This is a genomic window from Xanthomonas sp. NCPPB 3761 (assembly GCF_041475705.2).
Lineage (GTDB): Bacteria > Pseudomonadota > Gammaproteobacteria > Xanthomonadales > Xanthomonadaceae > Xanthomonas > Xanthomonas phaseoli.
In genome coordinates this window covers 2,598,149-2,617,667 of the sequence record NZ_CM191262.1, presented here as the reverse complement: position 1 = coordinate 2,617,667, position 19,519 = coordinate 2,598,149, and the positions used below count along the sequence as shown (strand labels likewise).

Sequence of the window (19,519 nt, the reverse complement as noted above, 5' to 3'; positions counted from 1 at the left end):
GGCTGGTGAAGGAGTGGCTGCATCCTGCTCGCGGCCCCGCTCCAGCAGTGGTGTCAGGGGCGGAAAGCCCGGCCCGCGGTGACCAGTTGTGCCCACCCAGGGACGAATGGGGCCGGCAGGGATGGCGGTTTCGCCTTGTAGCGCAGGCCTCTATGATCGGCAGCTGCCAACTGCGGACGTGTGCCATGCAATCGACCGGGACGCGCCCGCCAATCCTCCACGACAGCGCCAGCCGCGCTGCCACACGCTGGGCGGTGGTGATCTGGTCGCTGGTGTTCTATTTAAGTGCGCTGGGCAATGTCTGGACCGCCTGGCTTGCCGCACGCCGCGATGGCCAGCCCGTCGTGGTGTGGCAGGTGCTGAGCTGGGAGCTGAGCAGCGCCACTGCAGCGCTGCTGCTGTTGCCGGCGGTGGTGTGGCTCTGCGCACGCTGGCCATTGCATGCCGACGTCTGGGTGCGACGCCTGCCGGCGTATGTGATGGCTGCACTGGGCTGGTGGCTGCTGCATGTCGCCGGCATGGTGGTGCTGCGCATGCTGGTCTATGCCCTGGCCGGCGCACACTACGATTTCGGCGGCTGGCTGCAGTGGGTCTATGAGCTGTCCAAGGACCTGCGCACCTTTGCGTTGCTGGTGGCGGTGCAGCACACAATGGCCTGGTAAGCACGGCGCCGTCAGGGCGAGGCACATCTGCTCGCCGCACCTGACGAAGGACCGCCAGTGGAGCCGCTGGATCGCCCGGAGCGTTTTCTGGTGCGCAAGCTGGGACGCGATTTCCTGGTCGCGACCGCCGATATCGAGTGGATCCAGGCCTCGGGCAACTACGTCAACCTGCATGTGCGCGGCCACGATTACCCGTTGCGCAGCACCATGGCGGCAATCGAGGCCAAGCTGGATCCGGCCGTATTCGTGCGCATCCACCGCAGCTATCTGGTCAATCTGGGGCAGGTGCAGGCGATCGAACCGTCCGATTCCGGCGACGCGCGCGTGCACCTGCGCGATGCCAGCGTGTTGCCATGCAGTCGCAGCCACCTGGCTGGTTTGCGTACCCATGCCGGGCAGGGCGCCGCTGCGCCCAGACCTGACGCACTGGTGGCGTAACCCCCTGCTGCGTGCCCGTTGGTCACCGGCGTCTGGTCCCAAATTCGTCCCTGGCCCAGGCGCCGCCGGGTCGCAGCTGCTGCGATATCGACGCGCAACGGTGGCCATCGGCGGAACCTGCGGTCGCGCGTGGCAGCCAGGCGCCTGGCGTGCCGCAGGTGTTGCAGCACGCGCGGCCACGGCTCCACCGCGTTCCGCCGCCGCCGCCGCCCGCTTGCTAAACTAGCCCGCTTGTTTGCCGGAAGTCCGTCATGATCGAAACCAATCCGATCCGCCAGCGCATCACCGATCTGAACGATCGCGTGCTCTCGCTCAGGGGGTATCTTTGACTACGACGCCAAGAAAGAGCGTCTAGAGGAAGTCAGCCGGGAGCTCGAAAGCCCGGATGTGTGGAACGATGCCGAACGCGCGCAGGCCCTGGGCCGCGAGCGTTCGATGCTGGAAAAGACCGTGATCGGCATTGCCGATGTGCTGTCGGGCCTGGCCGATGCGGGCGACCTGCTGGAGCTGGCCGAGAGCGAACAGGACGAAGACACTGCGGTGGCGGTGATCGCCGATCTGGACAGCTACCAGGCGCATGTCGAGAAGCTGGAATTCCAGCGCATGTTCTCCGGCCAGATGGACAGCGCCAACGCGTTCGTCGACATCCAGGCAGGCGCTGGCGGCACCGAGGCGCAGGACTGGGCCGAAATCCTGCTGCGCATGTACCTGCGCTGGGCCGAGTCGCGCGGCTGGAAGACCGAGCTGATGGAAGTTTCCGGTGGCGAAGTGGCGGGCATCAAGTCGGCCACCGTGCGCATCGAGGGCGAATACGCCTACGGCTGGCTGAAGACCGAGATCGGCGTGCACCGGCTGGTGCGCAAATCGCCGTTCGACTCGGACAACCGCCGGCATACCAGCTTCACCTCGGTGTTCGTGTCGCCGGAGGTGGACGACAACATCGAGATCGACATCAACCCGGCCGACCTGCGTACCGACGTGTATCGCTCCTCGGGTGCCGGTGGTCAGCACGTCAACAAGACCGAATCGGCGGTGCGTATCACGCACATCCCGACCAACACCGTGGTCGCCTGCCAGACCGGCCGCAGCCAGCACCAGAACCGCGACAACGCGATGAAGATGCTGGCCGCCAAGTTGTACGAGCTGGAAGTGCAGAAGCGCAACGCCGAGAAGGACGCCCTGGAAGCGACCAAGTCCGACATCGGCTGGGGCAGCCAGATCCGCAACTATGTGCTCGACCAGAGCCGCATCAAGGACCTGCGTACCGGCATCGAACGCAGCGATACGCAGAAGGTGCTGGACGGCGACCTGGACGAATTCGTCGAGGCCAGCCTGAAGGCCGGCCTGGCAGCAGGTTCCAAACGCCTGGATGCCTGACCGCCGCGCCAGGACGCCGTCGCGACGGTATCCTGGCGCATCGCTGCGGTGCCTGTGACGCAGCCGTGGTGATGGACTGCGGCTCTCGGGTAACCCGGTGACCGCGTGCCTTCGTCACATCGTCGTTGTAAATCAGCGTGCCGGCACCGCCGGTTCCTCATTCCCCACCGGGCATCCGCCCGACCCACAGCAGATCGACTCCCGCCATGACCGAGCAGACCCCCGCGCCGCAGATCCCCGCCGACGAGAACAGCCTCATCGCCGAGCGTCGCGCGAAACTGGGCGCGTTGCGCGGGCAGGGCATCGCCTACCCGAACGACTTCGTGCGCGAACACTTCGCCGGCGACCTGCAGGCCGAATTCGCCGACGCCGACACCTGGACCCCTGAAGCACTGGAAGCCAGCGGGCGCACGGTCCGGATGGCCGGCCGCCTGATGGCCAAGCGGGTCATGGGCAAGGCCAGCTTTGCGCAGATCCAGGACGAGTCCGGGCGTGTGCAGCTGTTCCTGCAGGGCAATGTGCTGGGCGATGCCTATGCCGCGTTCAAGGGCTGGGATGTGGGCGACATCGTGGCGGTGGAGGGCGGGCTCACCCGCACCAAGACCGGCGAGCTGTCGGTCAAGGCCAGCGCGCTACGGCTGCTGACCAAGTCGCTGCGTCCGTTGCCGGACAAGTGGCATGGCCTGTCGGACGTTGAGCAGCGTTACCGCCAGCGTTATGTCGACCTGATCGTGACCCCGGAAGCGCGCGAGGTCTTCATCAAGCGCTCCAAGATCATCCGCGCCATGCGCGCCTGGCTGGATGCGCGCCGCTTCCTGGAAGTGGAAACGCCGATGATGCATTACATCCCCGGCGGCGCCACCGCCAAGCCATTCACCACCCACCACAACGCGCTGGACCTGGACCTGTACCTGCGCGTGGCACCGGAGCTGTATCTCAAGCGCCTGGTGGTCGGTGGCCTGGAGCGCGTCTACGAGATCAACCGCAATTTCCGCAACGAAGGCGTGTCGACCCGGCACAACCCCGAGTTCACCATGCTCGAGCTCTACGAGGCGTATGCCACGTACCACCAGATCATGGACCTGACCGAGCAGGTGATCCGCGACACCGCGCAGTCGGTGCTGGGCACCACGCAGGTGAGCTGGGATGGTGCCGACATCGATCTGGCGCCGGCTTTCCGGCGCTGGCGCATGGATGAGGCCGTCCGTCACCACAACCCGGAGATCAGCGCCGCCGACTGCACCGACCGCGCCGCGCTGCTGCGCCATTGCGAGCGCCTCAAGATCCGGGTCAAGCCATCCTATGGCTGGGGCAAGCTGCTGCTGGAGATTTTCGAGGCCACCGTGGAACACACCCTGGTGCAGCCGACCTTCATCACCGACCACCCGGTCGAAGTGTCGCCGCTGGCGCGTTCCAGCGACACCGAGCCGGGGTACACCGACCGCTTCGAGCTGTTCATCAATGGCAAGGAGCTAGCCAACGGCTTCTCCGAACTCAACGATCCCGAGGACCAGGCCGCGCGTTTCCAGGCGCAGGTGCAGGCCAAGGACGGCGGCGACGACGAAGCGATGCATTTCGATGCCGACTACATCCGTGCGTTGGAGTACGGCATGGCGCCGACCGGCGGGCTGGGCATCGGGATCGATCGTCTGGTGATGCTGCTGACCGGCAGCACCTCGATCCGCGATGTCCTGCTGTTCCCGTATATGCGCCCGGAAGCCTGATTTTTTTGCGTCGGCGGCGTGCCGGCGGCACAGATACTGCATATGCTAGGGCGGAGCCCCGGACGGCGTATCGTTCGGGGGAGTCGGCACAGGGGCCGGCGTCATCGCTTTTCCGTTCTCGAGATAGAGGAGCAACGGCTATGCAGGATGTTTTTGGGGGTCCGGGCGGCGCATTGTCGACGGATACATGGGGAAGCTGGGCGGAAAAGGCGGATCTGGGATTGAACATCGTCATTGTCGATGACCAGATGTCCGCGCGGACGATGCTGCGCCATGTCATCGAGGACATTGCGCCGGAGCTCAAGGTCTACGACTTCGGCGATCCGCTCGACGCCCTGGCCTGGTGCGAGGCCGGGCGCGTGGACCTGTTGCTGCTGGACTATCGCATGCCGGGCATGGACGGCCTGGAATTCGCACGTCGGCTGCGCCGGCTGCCCAGCCACCGCGATATTCCGATCATTCTGATCACTATCGTGGGCGACGAACCGATCCGTCAGGCGGCGCTGGAAGCCGGCGTGATCGACTTCCTGGTCAAGCCGATCCGTCCGCGCGAGTTGCGGGCGCGCTGCTCCAACCTGCTGCAGCTGCGCCAGCAGAGCGAAAGCGTCAAGCAACGCGCCTTGTCGCTGGAGCAGCGCCTGCTGGCCAGCATGAACGAGGTCGAAGAGCGCGAGCGCGAAACCTTGTCGCGGCTTGCGCGCGCGATCGAATATCGCGATTCGGGCACCAGCGCGTTCCTGGAGCGCATGTCGCACGTGGCCGGCCTGATCGCCGAGCAACTGGGGCTGTCGGAAGAGGAGGTGCGCATCATCGAGATGGCCGCACCGCTGCACGACATGGGCAAGATCGCCATTCCCGATTCGGTGCTGCTCAAGCCCGGCAAGCTCACCGATGACGAAATGAGCGTGATGCGGCGCCATCCGCGCATCGGCTATGAGCTGCTCAGCGGCAGCCAGAACCGTTTCATCCAGGTCGGCGCGTTGATTGCGCTGCGTCACCACGAACGTTATGACGGCACCGGCTATCCGGATGGCCTGGTCGGCGAGGCGATTCCGCTGGAAGCGCGCATCGTCGCAGTGGCGGACGTGTTTGACGCCTTGCTGTCGCCGCGCCCGTACAAGGAGGCCTGGACCATGGACGCTGCGTTGGCCTATCTGTATGCCCAACGTGGCCGCCTGTTCGACCCGCGCTGCGTGGACGCGCTGTTGCGCGGCCGTGCGCAGTTGGAGCAGATCTGCGGCGAGTTCTCCACCGCATCGGCGCGGCCCGGGGTGTGAGGTGAGGGCCGTGCTTGCCCAGCTGCGTCGGCGACTCGCACGGCGCCCCGACAGCGAGCACGGTCAGGCGTTGGTGCGCATCGTGATGCTCTGGCTGATCCTGGGTTACACGCTGGTCTGCGCCTCGCAGTGGCAACTGGGCGATGGCCATCTGCAGCGATTGCTGCGCCTGATCGCGATCGGGCACGCTGGGGCATTGCTGCTGTTTGCGTGGATCGTTGCAAGGCCGCGGCCCTCGCACCTGCGCCGGACGCTCGGCATGCTGTCGGACTACGGCCTGCTCAGTCTGGCGATGACCTGGTTCGCCGCGCCGATGGCCTGCCTCTACGTCGTGGTGATGTGGGTCACGATCGGCAATGGTCTGCGCTTTGGCAGGCATGCACTGCACACGGCGGTGGCCATGGCCGTGCTCAGTTTCGGGGCGACGCTTGCCAACAGTCCGTACTGGCAACAGCGGATCGAGCTCGGGATCGCCCTGCTGGCGGCGCTGGTGGTGATTCCCCTGTCGTTGCTGCGGCTGATGCGAGACAGTGCCGATGCCGCTGCGCGTATCGCCGCATACGCCCCTGGCGCCGATGCTGCAGTACCGCGCGGCCCACTTTCATCCCCATCGAAGCGACCGCAGGTCTGAGGCGTCTATGAAGTCTCCATTGCCATGGTTGAAGCGGCGTCTTTCGGGGCGGGCGGATTCGGAACACGCGCAGAACCTGATCCGCATCATCATCACCACGCTGTTCATTTCCTACCTGGGGTGGCGCTACCACCACACCCATGGCGACACGTTGATGGCCACCTGGTTGATCCTGGTGGGCGAGCTGGTGGTGTCGCTGGGACTGATGGTGGCCATCCTGCTGCGGCCGCACGTGTCGCACACGCGGCGCCTGATCGGCATGGTGCTCGACTACACCTGCACCGGCGCAATCATGGCAATCCAGGGCGAACCGGCTTCGCCGCTGTATGCGGTCTGCATGTGGGTGACCATCGGCAATGGCTTGCGCTACGGCAGTCCCTATCTGCGTGCCGCCACCGCGATGGCCAGCCTGAGTTTTCTCAGTGCCATCCTGATTTCGCCTTACTGGAAGGCCAACCCCTATCTCAGCTGGGGTTTGTTGCTGGGCTTGATCGCCGTGCCGCTGTACTTCGACTCGTTGTTGCGTGCGATGACGCGCGCGGTACGCGAGGCCCGGCATGCCAACCAGGCCAAGAGCCGCTTCCTGGCCAATATGAGTCACGAATTCCGCACCCCGTTGAATGGGTTGTCGGGCATGACCGAAGTGCTGGCCACCACGCGCCTGGATGCAGAGCAGAAGGAATGCCTGAATACCATCCAGGCCTCGGCGCGCAGCCTGCTGTCGCTGGTGGAAGAGGTGCTCGATATTTCGGCGATCGAGGCGGGCAAGATCCGCATCGATCGCCGCGATTTCTCGCTGCGCGAGATGATCGGCTCGGTCAACATGATTCTGCAGCCGCAGGCCAAGACGCGCGGTCTGGATTACGGCACCGAGGTCGCCACCGACGTACCGGACCTGCTCAAGGGCGACACCGGTCATCTGCGCCAGGTGTTGCTCAACCTGTTGGGCAATGCGGTCAAGTTCACCGAGCACGGGCATGTACTGCTGCGGGTCGCGCGGGTCTCCGGCAATGGTGCCGACACGATGCGGCTGCGTTTCGAGGTCGAGGACAGCGGCATCGGCGTGCCGATGGACATGCGTCCGCGCCTGTTCGAGGCGTTCGAGCAGGCGGACGTGGGCTTGTCGCGCCGTTATGAGGGCACCGGCCTGGGCACCACGATCGCCAAGGGCCTGGTCGAGGCCATGGGCGGCGCGATTGGCTTTGCGCCCAATCAAGCCGGCGGCAGCGTGTTCTGGTTCGAGCTACCGCTGGAGATCGGCGTATTGGAGACCGCGGCGCCGGCTCGCTCGCCGGTCGGGGCGCTGCTGGAGGCTCCCGACGAGCTGGAAGCCTCCAACGTCATCGCCTTTTCCAACCCGTTCCTGCGTCACCGCGCGCGCGTGCGCAGCATGCGCATGCTGGTGGCCGACGACCATGAAGCCAATCGCATGGTGTTGCAGCGATTGCTGGAAAAGGCGGGGCATAAGGTGATGTGCGTCAACGGCGCCGAGCAGGTGCTGGACGCGATGGCCGACGAGGATTTCGATGCGGTGATCGTGGATTTGCATATGCCAGGCATGAGCGGTCTGGACATGCTCAAGCAGTTGCGCGTGATGCAGGCCAGCGGCATGCGCTACACCCCGGTGGTGGTACTCAGTGCCGACGTTACGCCTGACGCAATCCGCGCCTGCGAACAAGCTGGCGCACGCGCGTTCCTGGCCAAGCCCGTCGTGGCTGCCAAGCTGCTCGATACGCTGGCCGAACTCGCGGTCAGCACCCGTGCGTTGGCAACGCCGGCCACGGTGGTGCAGGCATCGACCAGTTTCGAGGGCGTGCTCGATGCCAGCGTGCTGGACGAACTCGCTGCGTTGGGCATGGGCGAAGAATTCGAACGTCAGTTCGTCCGGCAGTGTCTGGATGATGCGCACAACTGCGTGAGCGCGATCGAGCGCGATGGCACGCGCTCGGATTGGGAACAACTGCGCGAAAGCGCCCACGCATTGCGCGGGGTTGCCAGCAATCTGGGGCTGGCGCAGTTGGCTGGCAGCGGCGGTGAGCTGATGCGCATGGCCGATTGGCAGTTGCAGGCCGAATGGCGACAGCGGCTGTCGGCGTTGCGCGACCAATTGCAGACCGGAAAGGACGCACTCGCCGCGCGCGTACAAGGCGCCAACGACGACGAGCGCTCCCCCCGGAGTAGCGAATAGCCCGCCGACCCATCAGCCGGCGTCAAGCCCTGAGCGGCGCGATTGCGCGCGGACCAGGCGGTCCATGGTGCGCAACGACTTTTCGCCCAACTGCATCGCCGTATCGACCCAGATTTCGGTGATGCGCATCATTTCCTCCAGCGGTACCGCCGTGGTCATTTCGCGCACTTGCTGCATTGCCGCCCAGGCATGCGGCGTGCGCTTGCTTTCGCGGATCACTTGTTCGACGGCCGCCGCGCCCTGACCGCGCGGCACTACGCGATCGACCAGGCCCATGCCAAGCAATTCTTCGGCGGAGTACAGATTGCCTTCGAGCATGATTTTTTGCGCCAGTTGCGCACTGACACGCTGGCACATGAAAGAGTAGGCGCCCATCCCCGGGAACAGGTCGAACAGCACTTCGGGCAATCCCATCATCACCCCTTCCTCGGCGACGATGGTGTGGCAGCTCAACGCCGCTTCGAATCCGCCGCCGAGCGCATTGCCCTGCACCAGGGCGATGCTGTGCGCGCGTGCGCCGAGGCCGACATGGAACGCGTGCACGCCGCGTACACAGCGTTGGGCGTATTCAAGCAGTCGAGCACGGTCGCCTTCGCGAATGAGTTGGCAAAACAACGCCAGGTCGCCGCCCAGGTTGAACACGTCGCTGTCGGATGCCAGCACCACGTGCGGGGCCAGCACGCCGGCGTTGTTCAGGCGTTGACCCAGGTTGGTCTGGTAGCCGGTGATGTCGTCGACCAGGCGCGTCGAAAAGCAGGCACGCCCCGGGTTGGTGGCCAGGTCGGCATGCATATGGATCCAGTACACGTCACGCTGCGGTTCTTCGATGATGCGTAGGGTCGAGCCGATGTTGGTGCGAATGAAGGGTTGAACTGCAGACATGGTGGTTCTCCGTGATGACCGTCCGGCCGGCCGCCTTTCGGACGGAGATGAGGTTGAACGCGTGAGCGTGCGCCGACACCGGATTCTATGCGTGCAAAAGCGAACGCCCGCAAGGCCTTGCGGCAATGCGGGCGTCGAAGAAGGCTGAACGCCTTCGGGCTGCGGCATAAGCGGTATTACGTCTTCGGCGCGTCCCGTAACTCACGGCGCAGGATCTTGCCGACGTTGGTCTTGGGCAACTGCTTGCGGAATTCGATCACGCGCGGCTGCTTGTAGCCGGTGAGGTTGGCGCGGCAATGTGCCTTCACATCCTCGGCCGTCAGGGCCGGGTCCTTCTTCACGATGACCGCCTTGACGATCTCGCCAGACTTGTCGTCCGGCACGCCGACCGCCGCCACTTCCAGCACGCCGGGCATCTCGGCAATCACGTCCTCGATCTCGTTGGGGTACACGTTGAAGCCGGACACCAGAATCATGTCCTTCTTGCGATCGACGATGTAGACGAAGCCCTGTGCGTCCATGCGCGCGATGTCGCCGGTATGCAGCCAGCCTTCGGCGTCCATGACCTTGGCGGTTTCATCGGGTTTCTTCCAGTAGCCCTTCATGACCTGCGGGCCCCTGATGCACAGCTCGCCGATCTCGCCCAGGGGCAGTTCCGCGCCGGCGTCGTCCTTGATACAGGCATCGGTGGACGGAATCGGCAGGCCGATCGAACCGTTGTAGTCCTTCAGGTCCATCGGGTTGATGCATGCGGCCGGCGAGGTTTCGGTCAGGCCGTAGGCTTCGACCAAGGTCAGGCCGGTGACTTTCTTCCAACGCTCGGCGACCGAGCGCTGGACGGCCATGCCGCCGCCAAGGGTCATCTTGAGCGAGGAGAAATCCACCTGATCGAATCCGGGCGTGTTGAGCAGCCCGTTGAACAGCGTGTTGACGCCGGTGAACGCGGTGAAGCGGGTCTTTTTCAGCTCCTTGACGAAGCCCGGCATGTCGCGCGGGTTGCTGATCAGGTGATTGCAGCCGCCGATCTTCATGAAGACCAGGCCGTTCGCGGTCAATGCGAAGATGTGGTACAGCGGCAGCGCGGTGATCACCACTTCATGGCCTTCTTCCAGCTTGCCGGTGCCCGCCAGCCACTGGTGCGCCTGCTGCATGTTGGCGACCAGATTGCGGTGGGTCAGCATGGCGCCCTTGGCCACGCCGGTGGTGCCGCCGGTGTACTGCAGGAAGGCGATGTCGTCGGGTTCGATCTGCAGCGTCGGCACGCGGTGCTTGCGGCCCAGCGCCAGCGCCTCGCGGAAGCGAATCGCACCGTTGATGCGGTAATCGGGCACCAGCTTCTTGACGTACTTGACCACGAAGTTGAGCAGCGCCGCCTTCGGGAAGCCCAGCATGTCGCCCAGGCCGGTGGTGATGACTTGCTTGACCGGCGTGTCGGCGATGACCTGCTGCACGGTGGTGCCGAAGTTGTCGATGACCACCAGCACGCTGGCGCCGGAGTCGATCAACTGATGCTTGAGTTCGCGCGGGGTGTACAGCGGATTGACATTGACCACGGTCAGGCCGGCACGCAGCACGCCGAAGGTCGCGATGGGGTATTGCAGGCAGTTGGGCATCATCAAGGCGACGCGGTCGCCTTTCTTCAACTGCAACTCGCCAAGCAGGTAGGCTGCGAATTGCTCGACCAGCTGATCCGCCTCGCGGTAGGTGATGGTCTTGCCGAAGCTGTGGTACGCAGGCCGGTCGGCGAAGCGTTTCACGGAGGTGGCAAACACCTCGGCCACCGTGCGGAACTGCTCAAGATCGATTTCGGCGGCAACGCCGGCCGGATAACTTTGCAACCAAGGACGTGCCTGATTCATCTGCCCCCCTCCAGGGTGTTCTCGACGCGCCGCAGTGTGTTCCACGGCGCTACAACAGCTGGCAGCATACCGTCATGCATGGAAAAGGCGAAGCGTGATGCAGAGCAGCATTCAAGTGCCGTGGCGCGTGGTGTGGGTGGGGTTTTGCATGCTGGTCTTGCTCGGGTGCACACGTGCTGCGCCCGAGCAACGTCTGCGCGCCACGCTGGAGCAGATGCATCAGGCAATCGAAGCGCGCCAGATCGGCGATGCAATGGCGCCGGTGGCCGAGGATTTTGTTGGCGAAAACGGGCTGGACGCCGCCGGATTACGGCGCTTGATGCAAGTGCAGATGTTGGGCAACCAACAGGTCGGCGTGACCATGGGGCCAGTCGATGTGGCACTGCGCGGCGATACGGCCACTGTGCGCTTTACCGCGTTGTTGACCGGCGGCAACGGGCGTTGGGTGCCCGATCAGGCGCAGACCTATCAGGTCACCACCGGTTGGCGATTGCAGGACAGCGACTGGCAGCTGTATCACGCGCAATGGGTGCCGGCAGCGCGTTGACCGCGCCGATGCGGTGGGGTGCGGCTGGCTGCTTGTTACGGCCGGACGCATGGCGCCAGTGCATGGATGGGGGGCGTCAGGCATTTGGCCGAAGCGCGGGTTGCCCGGTGATGACGGTGCATGGCGCTGAGTTAGCGGGTGGCGCATCCGGCTGGCCGCCGTTGGCTGGGTAATACGGCGTGTTGCCGCCTTCTTTTCCGCCACCCATCTTGGTGGTGGGACCGATGTCCATGGTGCCGGAGATGGCATGCTCGCCACCAACGGCCGGAAGCCAGGTAATTCCGTTCGACGTCGGGATGCACGCGCCCTTTGTTCGCTAGGGCGTAATCGCCGTTGTCCAAGAGGCCGGAAATGCCACTCCCGCCGAGCGGCGGGAGTGGGGTGCATCGTTGCAGCGCGATGCGCGCTACGGTCAGGCCGCCTTGCGGGCCGCCAACTGCCGCAGCACATACTGCAGCAGGCCGCCGTGCTTGAAGTACTCCACTTCCTTGGGTGTCAGCAGCAGCACCTTGACCTGGAACTGCTTGACGCTGCCATCGGACTTTTTCGCATTGACGGTGGCACGGCGGCTGGCACCGTCCTGCAGGCCGGTGATGTCCAGCACTTCCGAGCCATCGAGGCCGAGGCTCTGCGCGTTCTCGTTTTCCAGGAACTGCAGCGGCAACACGCCCATGCCCACCAGGTTGGAACGGTGGATGCGCTCGAAGCTCTCGGCGATCACCGCCTTGATCCCAAGCAGGTTGGTGCCCTTGGCCGCCCAGTCGCGCGAGGAGCCGGTGCCGTATTCCTTGCCGGCCAGCACCACCAGCGGCACGCCGTCGGCCTTGTACTTCATTGCGGCATCGTAGATGGCCAGCTTTTCGGGCTGGCCGCCGCCGGCTGGGTAGTAAAGCGTGTTGCCGCCTTCTTCGCCGCCGAACATCAGGTTCTTGATGCGGATGTTGGCGAAGGTGCCGCGCACCATCACATCGTCGTTGCCGCGGCGGCTGCCATAGCTGTTGAAGTCGGCCGGCTGCACGCCGCGTTCCTGCAGGAAGCGACCTGCCGGCGAATCCTTCTTGATGTTGCCGGCCGGCGAGATGTGGTCGGTGGTGATCGAGTCGCCGAACAGGCCCATGATGCGTGCACCGTGCACATCGTCCACGTTGCCGACCTGCATGGTCATGCCATCGAAGTAGGGCGGGTTCTTGATGTAGGTCGAGGCTTCGTCCCACGCGTAGAGCGCGCCATCGGGCGAAGCGATGGTGTTCCAGCGCGTGTCGCCCTTGAACACGTCGGCATAGTTCTGCTTGAACATTTCCGGGCCGACGGTGGCGGCGATGGTGTCGCCGATTTCCTTGTTGCTCGGCCAGATGTCGCGCAGGTAGACCGGTTGCCCGTCGCTGCCGGTGCCCAGCGGCTCGGTGGTCAGGTCGATGTCGGTGGTGCCGGCGATGGCATAGGCCACCACCAGCGGCGGCGAGGCCAGATAGTTCATCTTGACCTCGGGGTGCACGCGGCCTTCGAAGTTACGGTTGCCCGACAACACCGAGGTCACCACCAGATCGTCCTTGGCGATGGCCGCAGACACGTCTTCCGGCAGCGGGCCGGAGTTGCCGATGCAGGTGGTGCAGCCGTAGCCGACCACGTAGAACCCGAGCTTTTCCAGGTCGGTGAGCACGCCGGCCTTTTCGAGGTAGTCGGTGACCACGCGCGAGCCCGGCCCGAGCGAGGTCTTGACCCACGGTTGCGCCTTCAGCCCCTTGGCCGCCGCGTTGCGCGCGAGCAGGCCGGCGCCCAGCATCACTGCCGGATTGGAGGTGTTGGTGCACGAGGTGATCGCGGCGATGACCACCGAGCCATCGCGCAGCTGCCAACCGGCGCCGCTGGCGTTGGCGCTTTCTGCCTGCGACGCCTTCGCACCGACGGCGGTGCCGCCGCCGCCTTCGTTCTTGAGGCGGTCTTCCTGCTTGAGATCGGCCAGCTTCTTGCTGCGCGCCTCGGCAAACGGCTTGAGGCTTTCGCGGTAGTTGGACTGCATGTCTTCCAGCAGCACCCGGTCCTGCGGGCGCTTGGGGCCGGCCAGCGACGGCTTGACCTGGCCCATATCCAGTTCCAGCGTCGCGCTGTACCGGGCGGGTGGGGTGGCGGCGTCGTGCCACAGGCCCTGCGCCTTGGCATAGGCCTCGACCAACGCAATCTGCTCCTCGCTGCGGCCGGACAGGCGCAGGTAGGTCAGCGATTCTTCGTCGACCGGAAAGATGCCGCAGGTGGCGCCGTATTCCGGTGCCATGTTGCCGATGGTGGCGCGGTCGGCCAGCGGCAGGTGTTGCAGGCCGTCGCCATAGAACTCGACGAACTTGCCCACCACGCCGGCCTTGCGCAGCATCTGGGTGACCGTCAGCACCAGGTCGGTGGCAGTGGCGCCCTCGGGCAGCTTGCCGGTGAGCTTGAAGCCGACCACCTGCGGAATCAGCATCGAGGAGGGCTGGCCCAGCATCGCGGCCTCGGCCTCGATGCCGCCCACGCCCCAGCCCAGCACGCCGATGCCATTGATCATGGTGGTGTGGCTGTCGGTGCCGAACACGGTGTCGGGGTAGGCGACCAGCGTGCCGTCCTTGTCCGCGCTCATCACCACGCGGGCGAGATTTTCCAGATTGACCTGATGGACGATGCCGGTGTTGGGCGGCACCACCTTGAAGTTCTCGAACGCCTTCTGGCCCCAGCGCAGGAAGCCGTAGCGTTCCTGGTTGCGCTGGAATTCGATCTTGCCGTTGAGGTCGAGCGCGTCCGGCTTGCCGAATACATCGACCTGCACGGAGTGGTCGATGACCAGTTCGGAAGGAATCTGCGGGTTGATCTGGTCGGCGTTGCCGCCCAGCTTGACTACCGCATCGCGCATTGCGGCCAGGTCCACCACGCAGGGCACGCCGGTGAAATCCTGCAGCACCACGCGTGCGGGCATGAAGGCGACTTCGGTATCGGGCTCGGCAGTGGGGTCCCACTTGGCGACTGCTTCGATGTGGTCCTTGCCGACGGTCACGCCACCGTCTTCATGACGGAGCAGGTTCTCCAGCAGGATCTTCATCGAATAGGGCAGGTGGCCGATATCGAAGCGCTCGCCCAGCTTCGGCAGGCTGTAGTACGCGTAGTGCTTGCCGTGGACCTCAAGTGAGGTGCGAGTGGAAAAGGAATCGCGCATGCATCACTCCTATGGCATCGAAGGCTTTAGGTAGGCGCACATTCTGAGCGATTCAGTGTGTACGTACGGTGTGTCCAGGCCGATCTGCCGACTTGAGTAGGACGGCGCAAGTACGTATCATGCGTGCATACTTTCTGGAGCATGCTCATGGAAGCCACCGTTGCCGAACGTGGACAGATCACGCTGCCAAAGGCCGTGCGCGATGCCCTGGGCCTGACCAAGGGCACGACGTTGAAGATCGAACTCGACGGCGGACGCATCATCTTGCGCAAGGACGTCAGCGAAGCGCTGCGCAAGGTGCGCGGCAAGTTCAAGTTGGTCGACGGCCTGACCAGCACCGACGAGGCCATGCGCGCCATCCGTGGCCGCGCCCCCGGAGACCCGTTCGACCCATGATCGCCCTGGATTCCTCGGTTCTGCTGGACATCCTGATCGGCGATCCGGTCTATGGCGAAGTGTCGGAGGTCTGCATCGGCGACGCCCTGGCGCGCGACGAAGTGGTGGTCTGCGATGCGGTGGTGGCCGAGGTTCTGGCCATGCTCGACACCCAGGTCGACCTGATGGAAACCCTGGCCTCGATCGGCGTGCGCTACGAAGCCACCCAGGAAGCGGCCGCAGTCCGCGCCGGCCATATGAACAAGCGCTTTCGCGCGCGCGGCGGCAAGCGTGAGCGGGTGGTGGCCGACTTCCTGATCGGCGCCCACGCCATGCTCCAGTGCGACGGGTTGATCACCCGTGACGAGGGCTTCTTCCGCGATTACTTCAAGGGTTTGAAGATCGTCGTTCCCAAACCCGCACCCTGATCCACGTTTCGCGCTTTATCACCTTCACCGCTGTTTTTTTTGGAGAACCCGCATGTTGGAAGCCTATCGCCACCACGTTGCAGAGCGCGCCGCGCTTGGTATCCCGCCGCTGCCGCTGACCGCGCAGCAGACCGCCGAGGTCATCGAGCTGCTCAAGGCGCCGCCTGCCGGCGAAGAGGAGTTCCTGGTCGAACTGCTCAGCCAGCGCGTACCGGCCGGCGTCGACGATGCCGCCAAGGTCAAGGCCTCGTACCTGGCCGCGGTGGCCTTCGGCACCGAGACCACCGCGCTGATCAGCCCGACCCGCGCCACCGAACTGCTCGGCACCATGCTGGGCGGCTACAACATCCAGCCGCTGATCGACCTGCTGGACAACGCCGAGCTGGGCGCTACCGCCGCCGAAGCGCTCAAGCACACCTTGCTGGTGTTCGATGCGTTCCACGACGTGCAGGAAAAGGCGCAAGCCGGTAATGCGCACGCCAAGGCCGTGCTGCAGAGCTGGGCCGATGCCGAGTGGTTCACCAGCAAGCCGGAAGTGCCGCAGAGCCTGACCGTCACCGTGTTCAAGGTGCCGGGCGAAACCAATACCGACGACCTGTCGCCGGCGCCGGACGCCACCACCCGCCCGGACATCCCGCTGCATGCGCTGGCGATGCTGAAGAACAAGCGCGATGGCGCGGCGTTCGAGCCGGAAGAAGACGGCAAGCGCGGCCCGATCCAGGCCATTGCCGACCTCAAGGACAAGGGCCACCTGGTCGCCTATGTGGGCGACGTGGTCGGTACCGGTTCCTCGCGCAAGTCGGCCACCAACTCGGTGCTGTGGTGGACCGGCGAAGACATTCCGTACATCCCGAACAAGCGCTTCGGCGGCGTGTGCCTGGGCAGCAAGATCGCCCCGATCTTCTACAACACCATGGAAGACGCCGGCGCATTGCCGATCGAGCTGGACGTGTCGCAGATGGAGCACGGCGACGTGGTCGAACTGCGTCCCTACGACGGCAAGGCGCTGAAGAATGGGCAGGTGATCGCCGAGTTCGCGATGAAGTCGGACGTGCTGTTCGATGAAGTGCGCGCCGGTGGCCGCATTCCGCTGATCGTTGGCCGTGGCCTGACCGCCAAGGCGCGCGAGCTCCTCGGCCTGCCGGCCTCGGACCTGTTCCGCCTGCCGATGGACCCGCCGGACACCGGCAAGGGCTTCTCGCTGGCGCAGAAGATGGTCGGCCGCGCCTGTGGGCTGCCGGAAGGCCAGGGCATGCGCCCGGGCACCTACTGCGAACCGAAGATGACCTCGGTGGGCTCGCAGGACACCACCGGCCCGATGACCCGCGACGAGCTGAAGGACCTGGCCTGCCTGGGCTTCTCGTCCGACCTGGTGATGCAGTCGTTCTGCCACACCGCCGCCTATCCGAAGCCGGTTGACGTCAAGACCCACCACACCTTGCCGGAATTCATCTCCACCCGCGGTGGCGTGTCGCTGCGTCCGGGCGATGGCGTGATCCACAGCTGGCTCAATCGCATGCTGCTGCCCGACACCGTGGGCACCGGCGGCGACTCGCACACCCGCTTCCCGATCGGCATTTCGTTCCCGGCCGGCTCCGGCCTGGTGGCCTTCGCCGCCGCCACCGGCGTGATGCCGCTGGACATGCCCGAGAGCGTGCTGGTGCGCTTCAAGGGTGAAATGCAGCCGGGCGTGACCTTGCGTGACCTGGTCAACGCGATCCCGCTGTACGCGATCAAGGACGGTCTGCTGACCGTGGCCAAGCAGGGCAAGAAGAACATCTTCTCCGGCCGCATCCTGGAAATCGAAGGCTTGCCGAACCTGAAGGTGGAGCAGGCGTTCGAATTGTCCGATGCCTCGGCCGAACGTTCGGCGGCCGGTTGCACCGTGCACCTGGACAAGGCGCCGATCATCGAATATCTGACCAGCAACATCACCCTGCTGCGCTGGATGATTGCCGAGGGTTACGCCGATGCGCGTACGCTGGGCCGGCGCATCAAGAAGATGGAAGACTGGCTGGCCGACCCGCAGCTGCTGCAGCCCGATGCCGACGCCGAGTACGCGGCGGTCATCGAGATCGACCTGGCCGACATCCATGAGCCGATCGTGGCATGCCCGAACGACCCGGACGACGTGAAGACGCTGTCGGACGTGGCCGGTGCGGCGATCGACGAAGTGTTCATCGGTTCGTGCATGACCAACATCGGTCACTTCCGTGCCGCTGCCAAGTTGCTGGAAGGCAAGCGCGACATCCCGACCCGCCTGTGGGTGGCACCGCCGACCAAGATGGACGCTTCGGAGCTGACCAAGGAAGGCCATTACGGCACCTTCGGCGCGGCCGGCGCGCGCATGGAAATGCCCGGTTGCTCGCTGTGCATGGGCAACCAGGCGCAGGCACGCGAGGGCGCCACGGTGTTCTCCACCTCCACGCGTAACTTCCCCAACCGGTTGGGCCGCAATACCAATGTGTACCTGGGCTCGGCGGAACTGGCGGCGATCTGCTCGCGCCTGGGCCGGATTCCGACCAAGGAGGAGTACATGGCCGATGTGGGCGTGATCAAGACCAGTGGCGAGCAGATCTACCGCTACATGAACTTCGATCAGATCCAGGAGTATCAGAACGTGGCAGAGACCGTCGCCGCCTGATTCGTCCAGCAGGTTTGTTGCCCCCGAAATGCCCGGCACTGCCCGGCATTTCGCTTTTCGGGCAATAGCTTCGCGTTGTAGTCACGATGCCCGGCGTTAAAGCAAATACCAGCTGACTGGATTGTGGCATTGCAACAAAAATCTGAAGTCGGCAGGTCTAGAGTCCCGCCGCTCCACCACTGCCCGTTGATGCCCATGCCCACTTGCACAATCTCCGGTCAAACCCTGCATTACACGCAACATGGCCGCGGTTTCCCGGTCCTGCTTGGCCACAGTTATCTCTGGGACGCTGCGATGTGGGAGCCGCAGATCCAGGCACTGTCGCAGCACTACCAGGTCATCGTTCCCGAGCTGTGGGGACACGGGCAGTCAGGCCCGTTGCCGCACGGCACGCAGCAGATCGGCGATCTTGCCCGGCACATGCTGGCCCTGTTGGACGCACTGAAGTTGCCGCAGTGCGCGGTGGTCGGCCTGTCGGTGGGCGGCATGTGGGCCGCCGAGCTTGCCCTGATGGCGCCGGAGCGCGTGCGCAGCCTGGTGTTGATGGACACCTTCCTGGGTGCCGAGCCGGCCGCCACGCGTGCGCGTTATTTCGGCTTGCTCGATGCGATCGAGACGGCCGGGCAGGTGACGCCTGCGCTGATCGAGGCGATCGTTCCGATCTTCTTCCGCCCCGGCATCGACCTGGGATCGGCATTGCCGGCCGCCTTTGCGCAGCGTCTGGCGGCGATGTCGGCCGAGCAGTTGCGCGCGTCCGTCGTGCCACTGGGCCGGCTGATCTTCGGTCGAGCCGATCGACTGGATGCCCTGTCTGGACTGGATCCGGCCAACACGTTCCTGCTCGGTGGCGCCGAGGACATTCCGCGCCCGCCCGAAGAGGTGTGGATGATGGCCGAGGCCATCTGCTGCGATTACGAGCTGATCCCGGACGCAGGCCATATCGCCTCGCTGGAAAACCCGGCCTTTGTCAATGCGCAGTTGCTGGGCTGGTTGAAGCGGACGGTAGCCGAGGCCGAGGTGGAACTGATGCGTGCGTGATGAGGGTAGTGGGCTCGCCTGACGTGGGATTAGGTGCGTGGTTCCCTCTCAACTTCTCACTTCTTTACTGACAGGAGAGGAGCTTGAGGCACTCTCTTTCGCAAGGAGGACTCTCGCAGCGGAGGAGCTCGAAGCGCTCTCTCGTGGGAGAGGGGCTGAAGCGCTGCAGTTGTCAGGATGATGTTTCCCTTTTCCACCGGGATCTTTGTTCTCCTTTGTGGAGGAGAGGGTGCCTGCAGGGGGGATGATAATTCGGGCGCGGCCACGT

At 64.8% G+C, this 19,519-nt stretch carries 13 protein-coding genes and 2 pseudogenes; 11 read left to right on the top strand and 4 right to left on the bottom strand.

Features of this window, described 5'->3' with window-relative positions:
• The first annotated feature begins 152 nt into the window (after positions 1–152).
• The 6 genes and pseudogenes from ACCQ00_RS11405 (at position 153) to rpfC (ending at position 8,297) form a co-directional block, all read left to right on the top strand.
• A pseudogene (locus tag ACCQ00_RS11405) lies at positions 153–1,100 on the top strand (LytTR family DNA-binding domain-containing protein).
• Positions 1,101–1,351: 251 nt separating this feature from the next.
• Positions 1,352–2,477 (top strand): peptide chain release factor 2 gene (gene prfB, locus ACCQ00_RS11400; protein WP_099770689.1). Its coding sequence is split into 2 segments (ribosomal slippage): positions 1,352–1,426 and positions 1,428–2,477, totalling 1,125 coding nucleotides; the frame shifts between segments, so codons are not numbered across the junction.
• Between the two features lie 206 nt (positions 2,478–2,683).
• Positions 2,684–4,201: a lysine--tRNA ligase gene (gene lysS, locus ACCQ00_RS11395; protein WP_017155281.1), complete on the top strand. Its 1,518-nt coding sequence runs from the start codon at positions 2,684–2,686 to the stop codon at positions 4,199–4,201.
• A 140-nt stretch (positions 4,202–4,341) separates the two neighbouring features.
• Positions 4,342–5,478, top strand: coding sequence for a cyclic di-GMP phosphodiesterase response regulator RpfG (rpfG, locus tag ACCQ00_RS11390; protein ID WP_372353930.1), 1,137 nt, complete (start codon positions 4,342–4,344; stop codon positions 5,476–5,478).
• A gap of 10 nt (positions 5,479–5,488) precedes the next feature.
• Positions 5,489–6,109: an RpfH protein gene (locus ACCQ00_RS11385; RefSeq protein ID WP_017159452.1), complete on the top strand. Its 621-nt coding sequence runs from the start codon at positions 5,489–5,491 to the stop codon at positions 6,107–6,109.
• A gap of 7 nt (positions 6,110–6,116) precedes the next feature.
• Positions 6,117–8,297: a sensor histidine kinase RpfC gene (rpfC, locus tag ACCQ00_RS11380; protein ID WP_017159451.1), complete on the top strand. Its 2,181-nt coding sequence runs from the start codon at positions 6,117–6,119 to the stop codon at positions 8,295–8,297.
• 12 nt (positions 8,298–8,309) lie between these two features.
• Here rpfC and rpfF read toward each other — a convergent pair whose 3' ends face one another.
• The gene (rpfF, locus tag ACCQ00_RS11375; protein WP_039572442.1) at positions 8,310–9,179 is read right to left on the bottom strand and encodes a diffusible signal factor synthase RpfF; all 870 of its coding nucleotides are present in this window, start codon (positions 9,177–9,179) and stop codon (positions 8,310–8,312) included.
• A 176-nt stretch (positions 9,180–9,355) separates the two neighbouring features.
• Positions 9,356–11,038: a fatty acyl-CoA ligase RpfB gene (rpfB, locus tag ACCQ00_RS11370; protein ID WP_372353929.1), complete on the bottom strand. Its 1,683-nt coding sequence runs from the start codon at positions 11,036–11,038 to the stop codon at positions 9,356–9,358.
• Positions 11,039–11,135: 97 nt separating this feature from the next.
• On the opposite strand from rpfB, the gene ACCQ00_RS11365 reads away from it, so the two are divergent.
• The gene (locus ACCQ00_RS11365; protein WP_039572438.1) at positions 11,136–11,585 is read left to right on the top strand and encodes a hypothetical protein; all 450 of its coding nucleotides are present in this window, start codon (positions 11,136–11,138) and stop codon (positions 11,583–11,585) included.
• Between the two features lie 35 nt (positions 11,586–11,620).
• Here ACCQ00_RS11365 and ACCQ00_RS11360 read toward each other — a convergent pair.
• Positions 11,621–11,817, bottom strand: a pseudogene (locus ACCQ00_RS11360) (hypothetical protein).
• A gap of 180 nt (positions 11,818–11,997) precedes the next feature.
• Complete coding sequence (acnA, locus tag ACCQ00_RS11355) at positions 11,998–14,766, bottom strand: aconitate hydratase AcnA (RefSeq protein ID WP_039572434.1); 2,769 nt, start codon at positions 14,764–14,766, stop codon at positions 11,998–12,000.
• A 147-nt stretch (positions 14,767–14,913) separates the two neighbouring features.
• On the opposite strand from acnA, the gene ACCQ00_RS11350 reads away from it, so the two are divergent.
• From ACCQ00_RS11350 to ACCQ00_RS11335, 4 genes are all read left to right on the top strand, one after another.
• A complete protein-coding gene (locus ACCQ00_RS11350) occupies positions 14,914–15,162 on the top strand; it encodes an AbrB/MazE/SpoVT family DNA-binding domain-containing protein (RefSeq protein ID WP_016903180.1) in 249 nt (82 codons plus the stop codon).
• On the top strand, positions 15,159–15,569 hold the full coding sequence (locus ACCQ00_RS11345; protein WP_017155271.1) for a type II toxin-antitoxin system VapC family toxin: 411 nt from the start codon (positions 15,159–15,161) through the stop codon (positions 15,567–15,569). The genes ACCQ00_RS11350 and ACCQ00_RS11345 overlap by 4 nt, the downstream gene beginning before the upstream one ends.
• A 52-nt stretch (positions 15,570–15,621) precedes the next feature.
• A complete protein-coding gene (gene acnB, locus ACCQ00_RS11340; protein ID WP_017155270.1) occupies positions 15,622–18,213 on the top strand; it encodes a bifunctional aconitate hydratase 2/2-methylisocitrate dehydratase in 2,592 nt (863 codons plus the stop codon).
• 195 nt (positions 18,214–18,408) lie between these two features.
• A complete protein-coding gene (locus ACCQ00_RS11335; RefSeq protein ID WP_039572432.1) occupies positions 18,409–19,251 on the top strand; it encodes an alpha/beta fold hydrolase in 843 nt (280 codons plus the stop codon).
• Positions 19,252–19,519 lie beyond the last annotated feature (268 nt).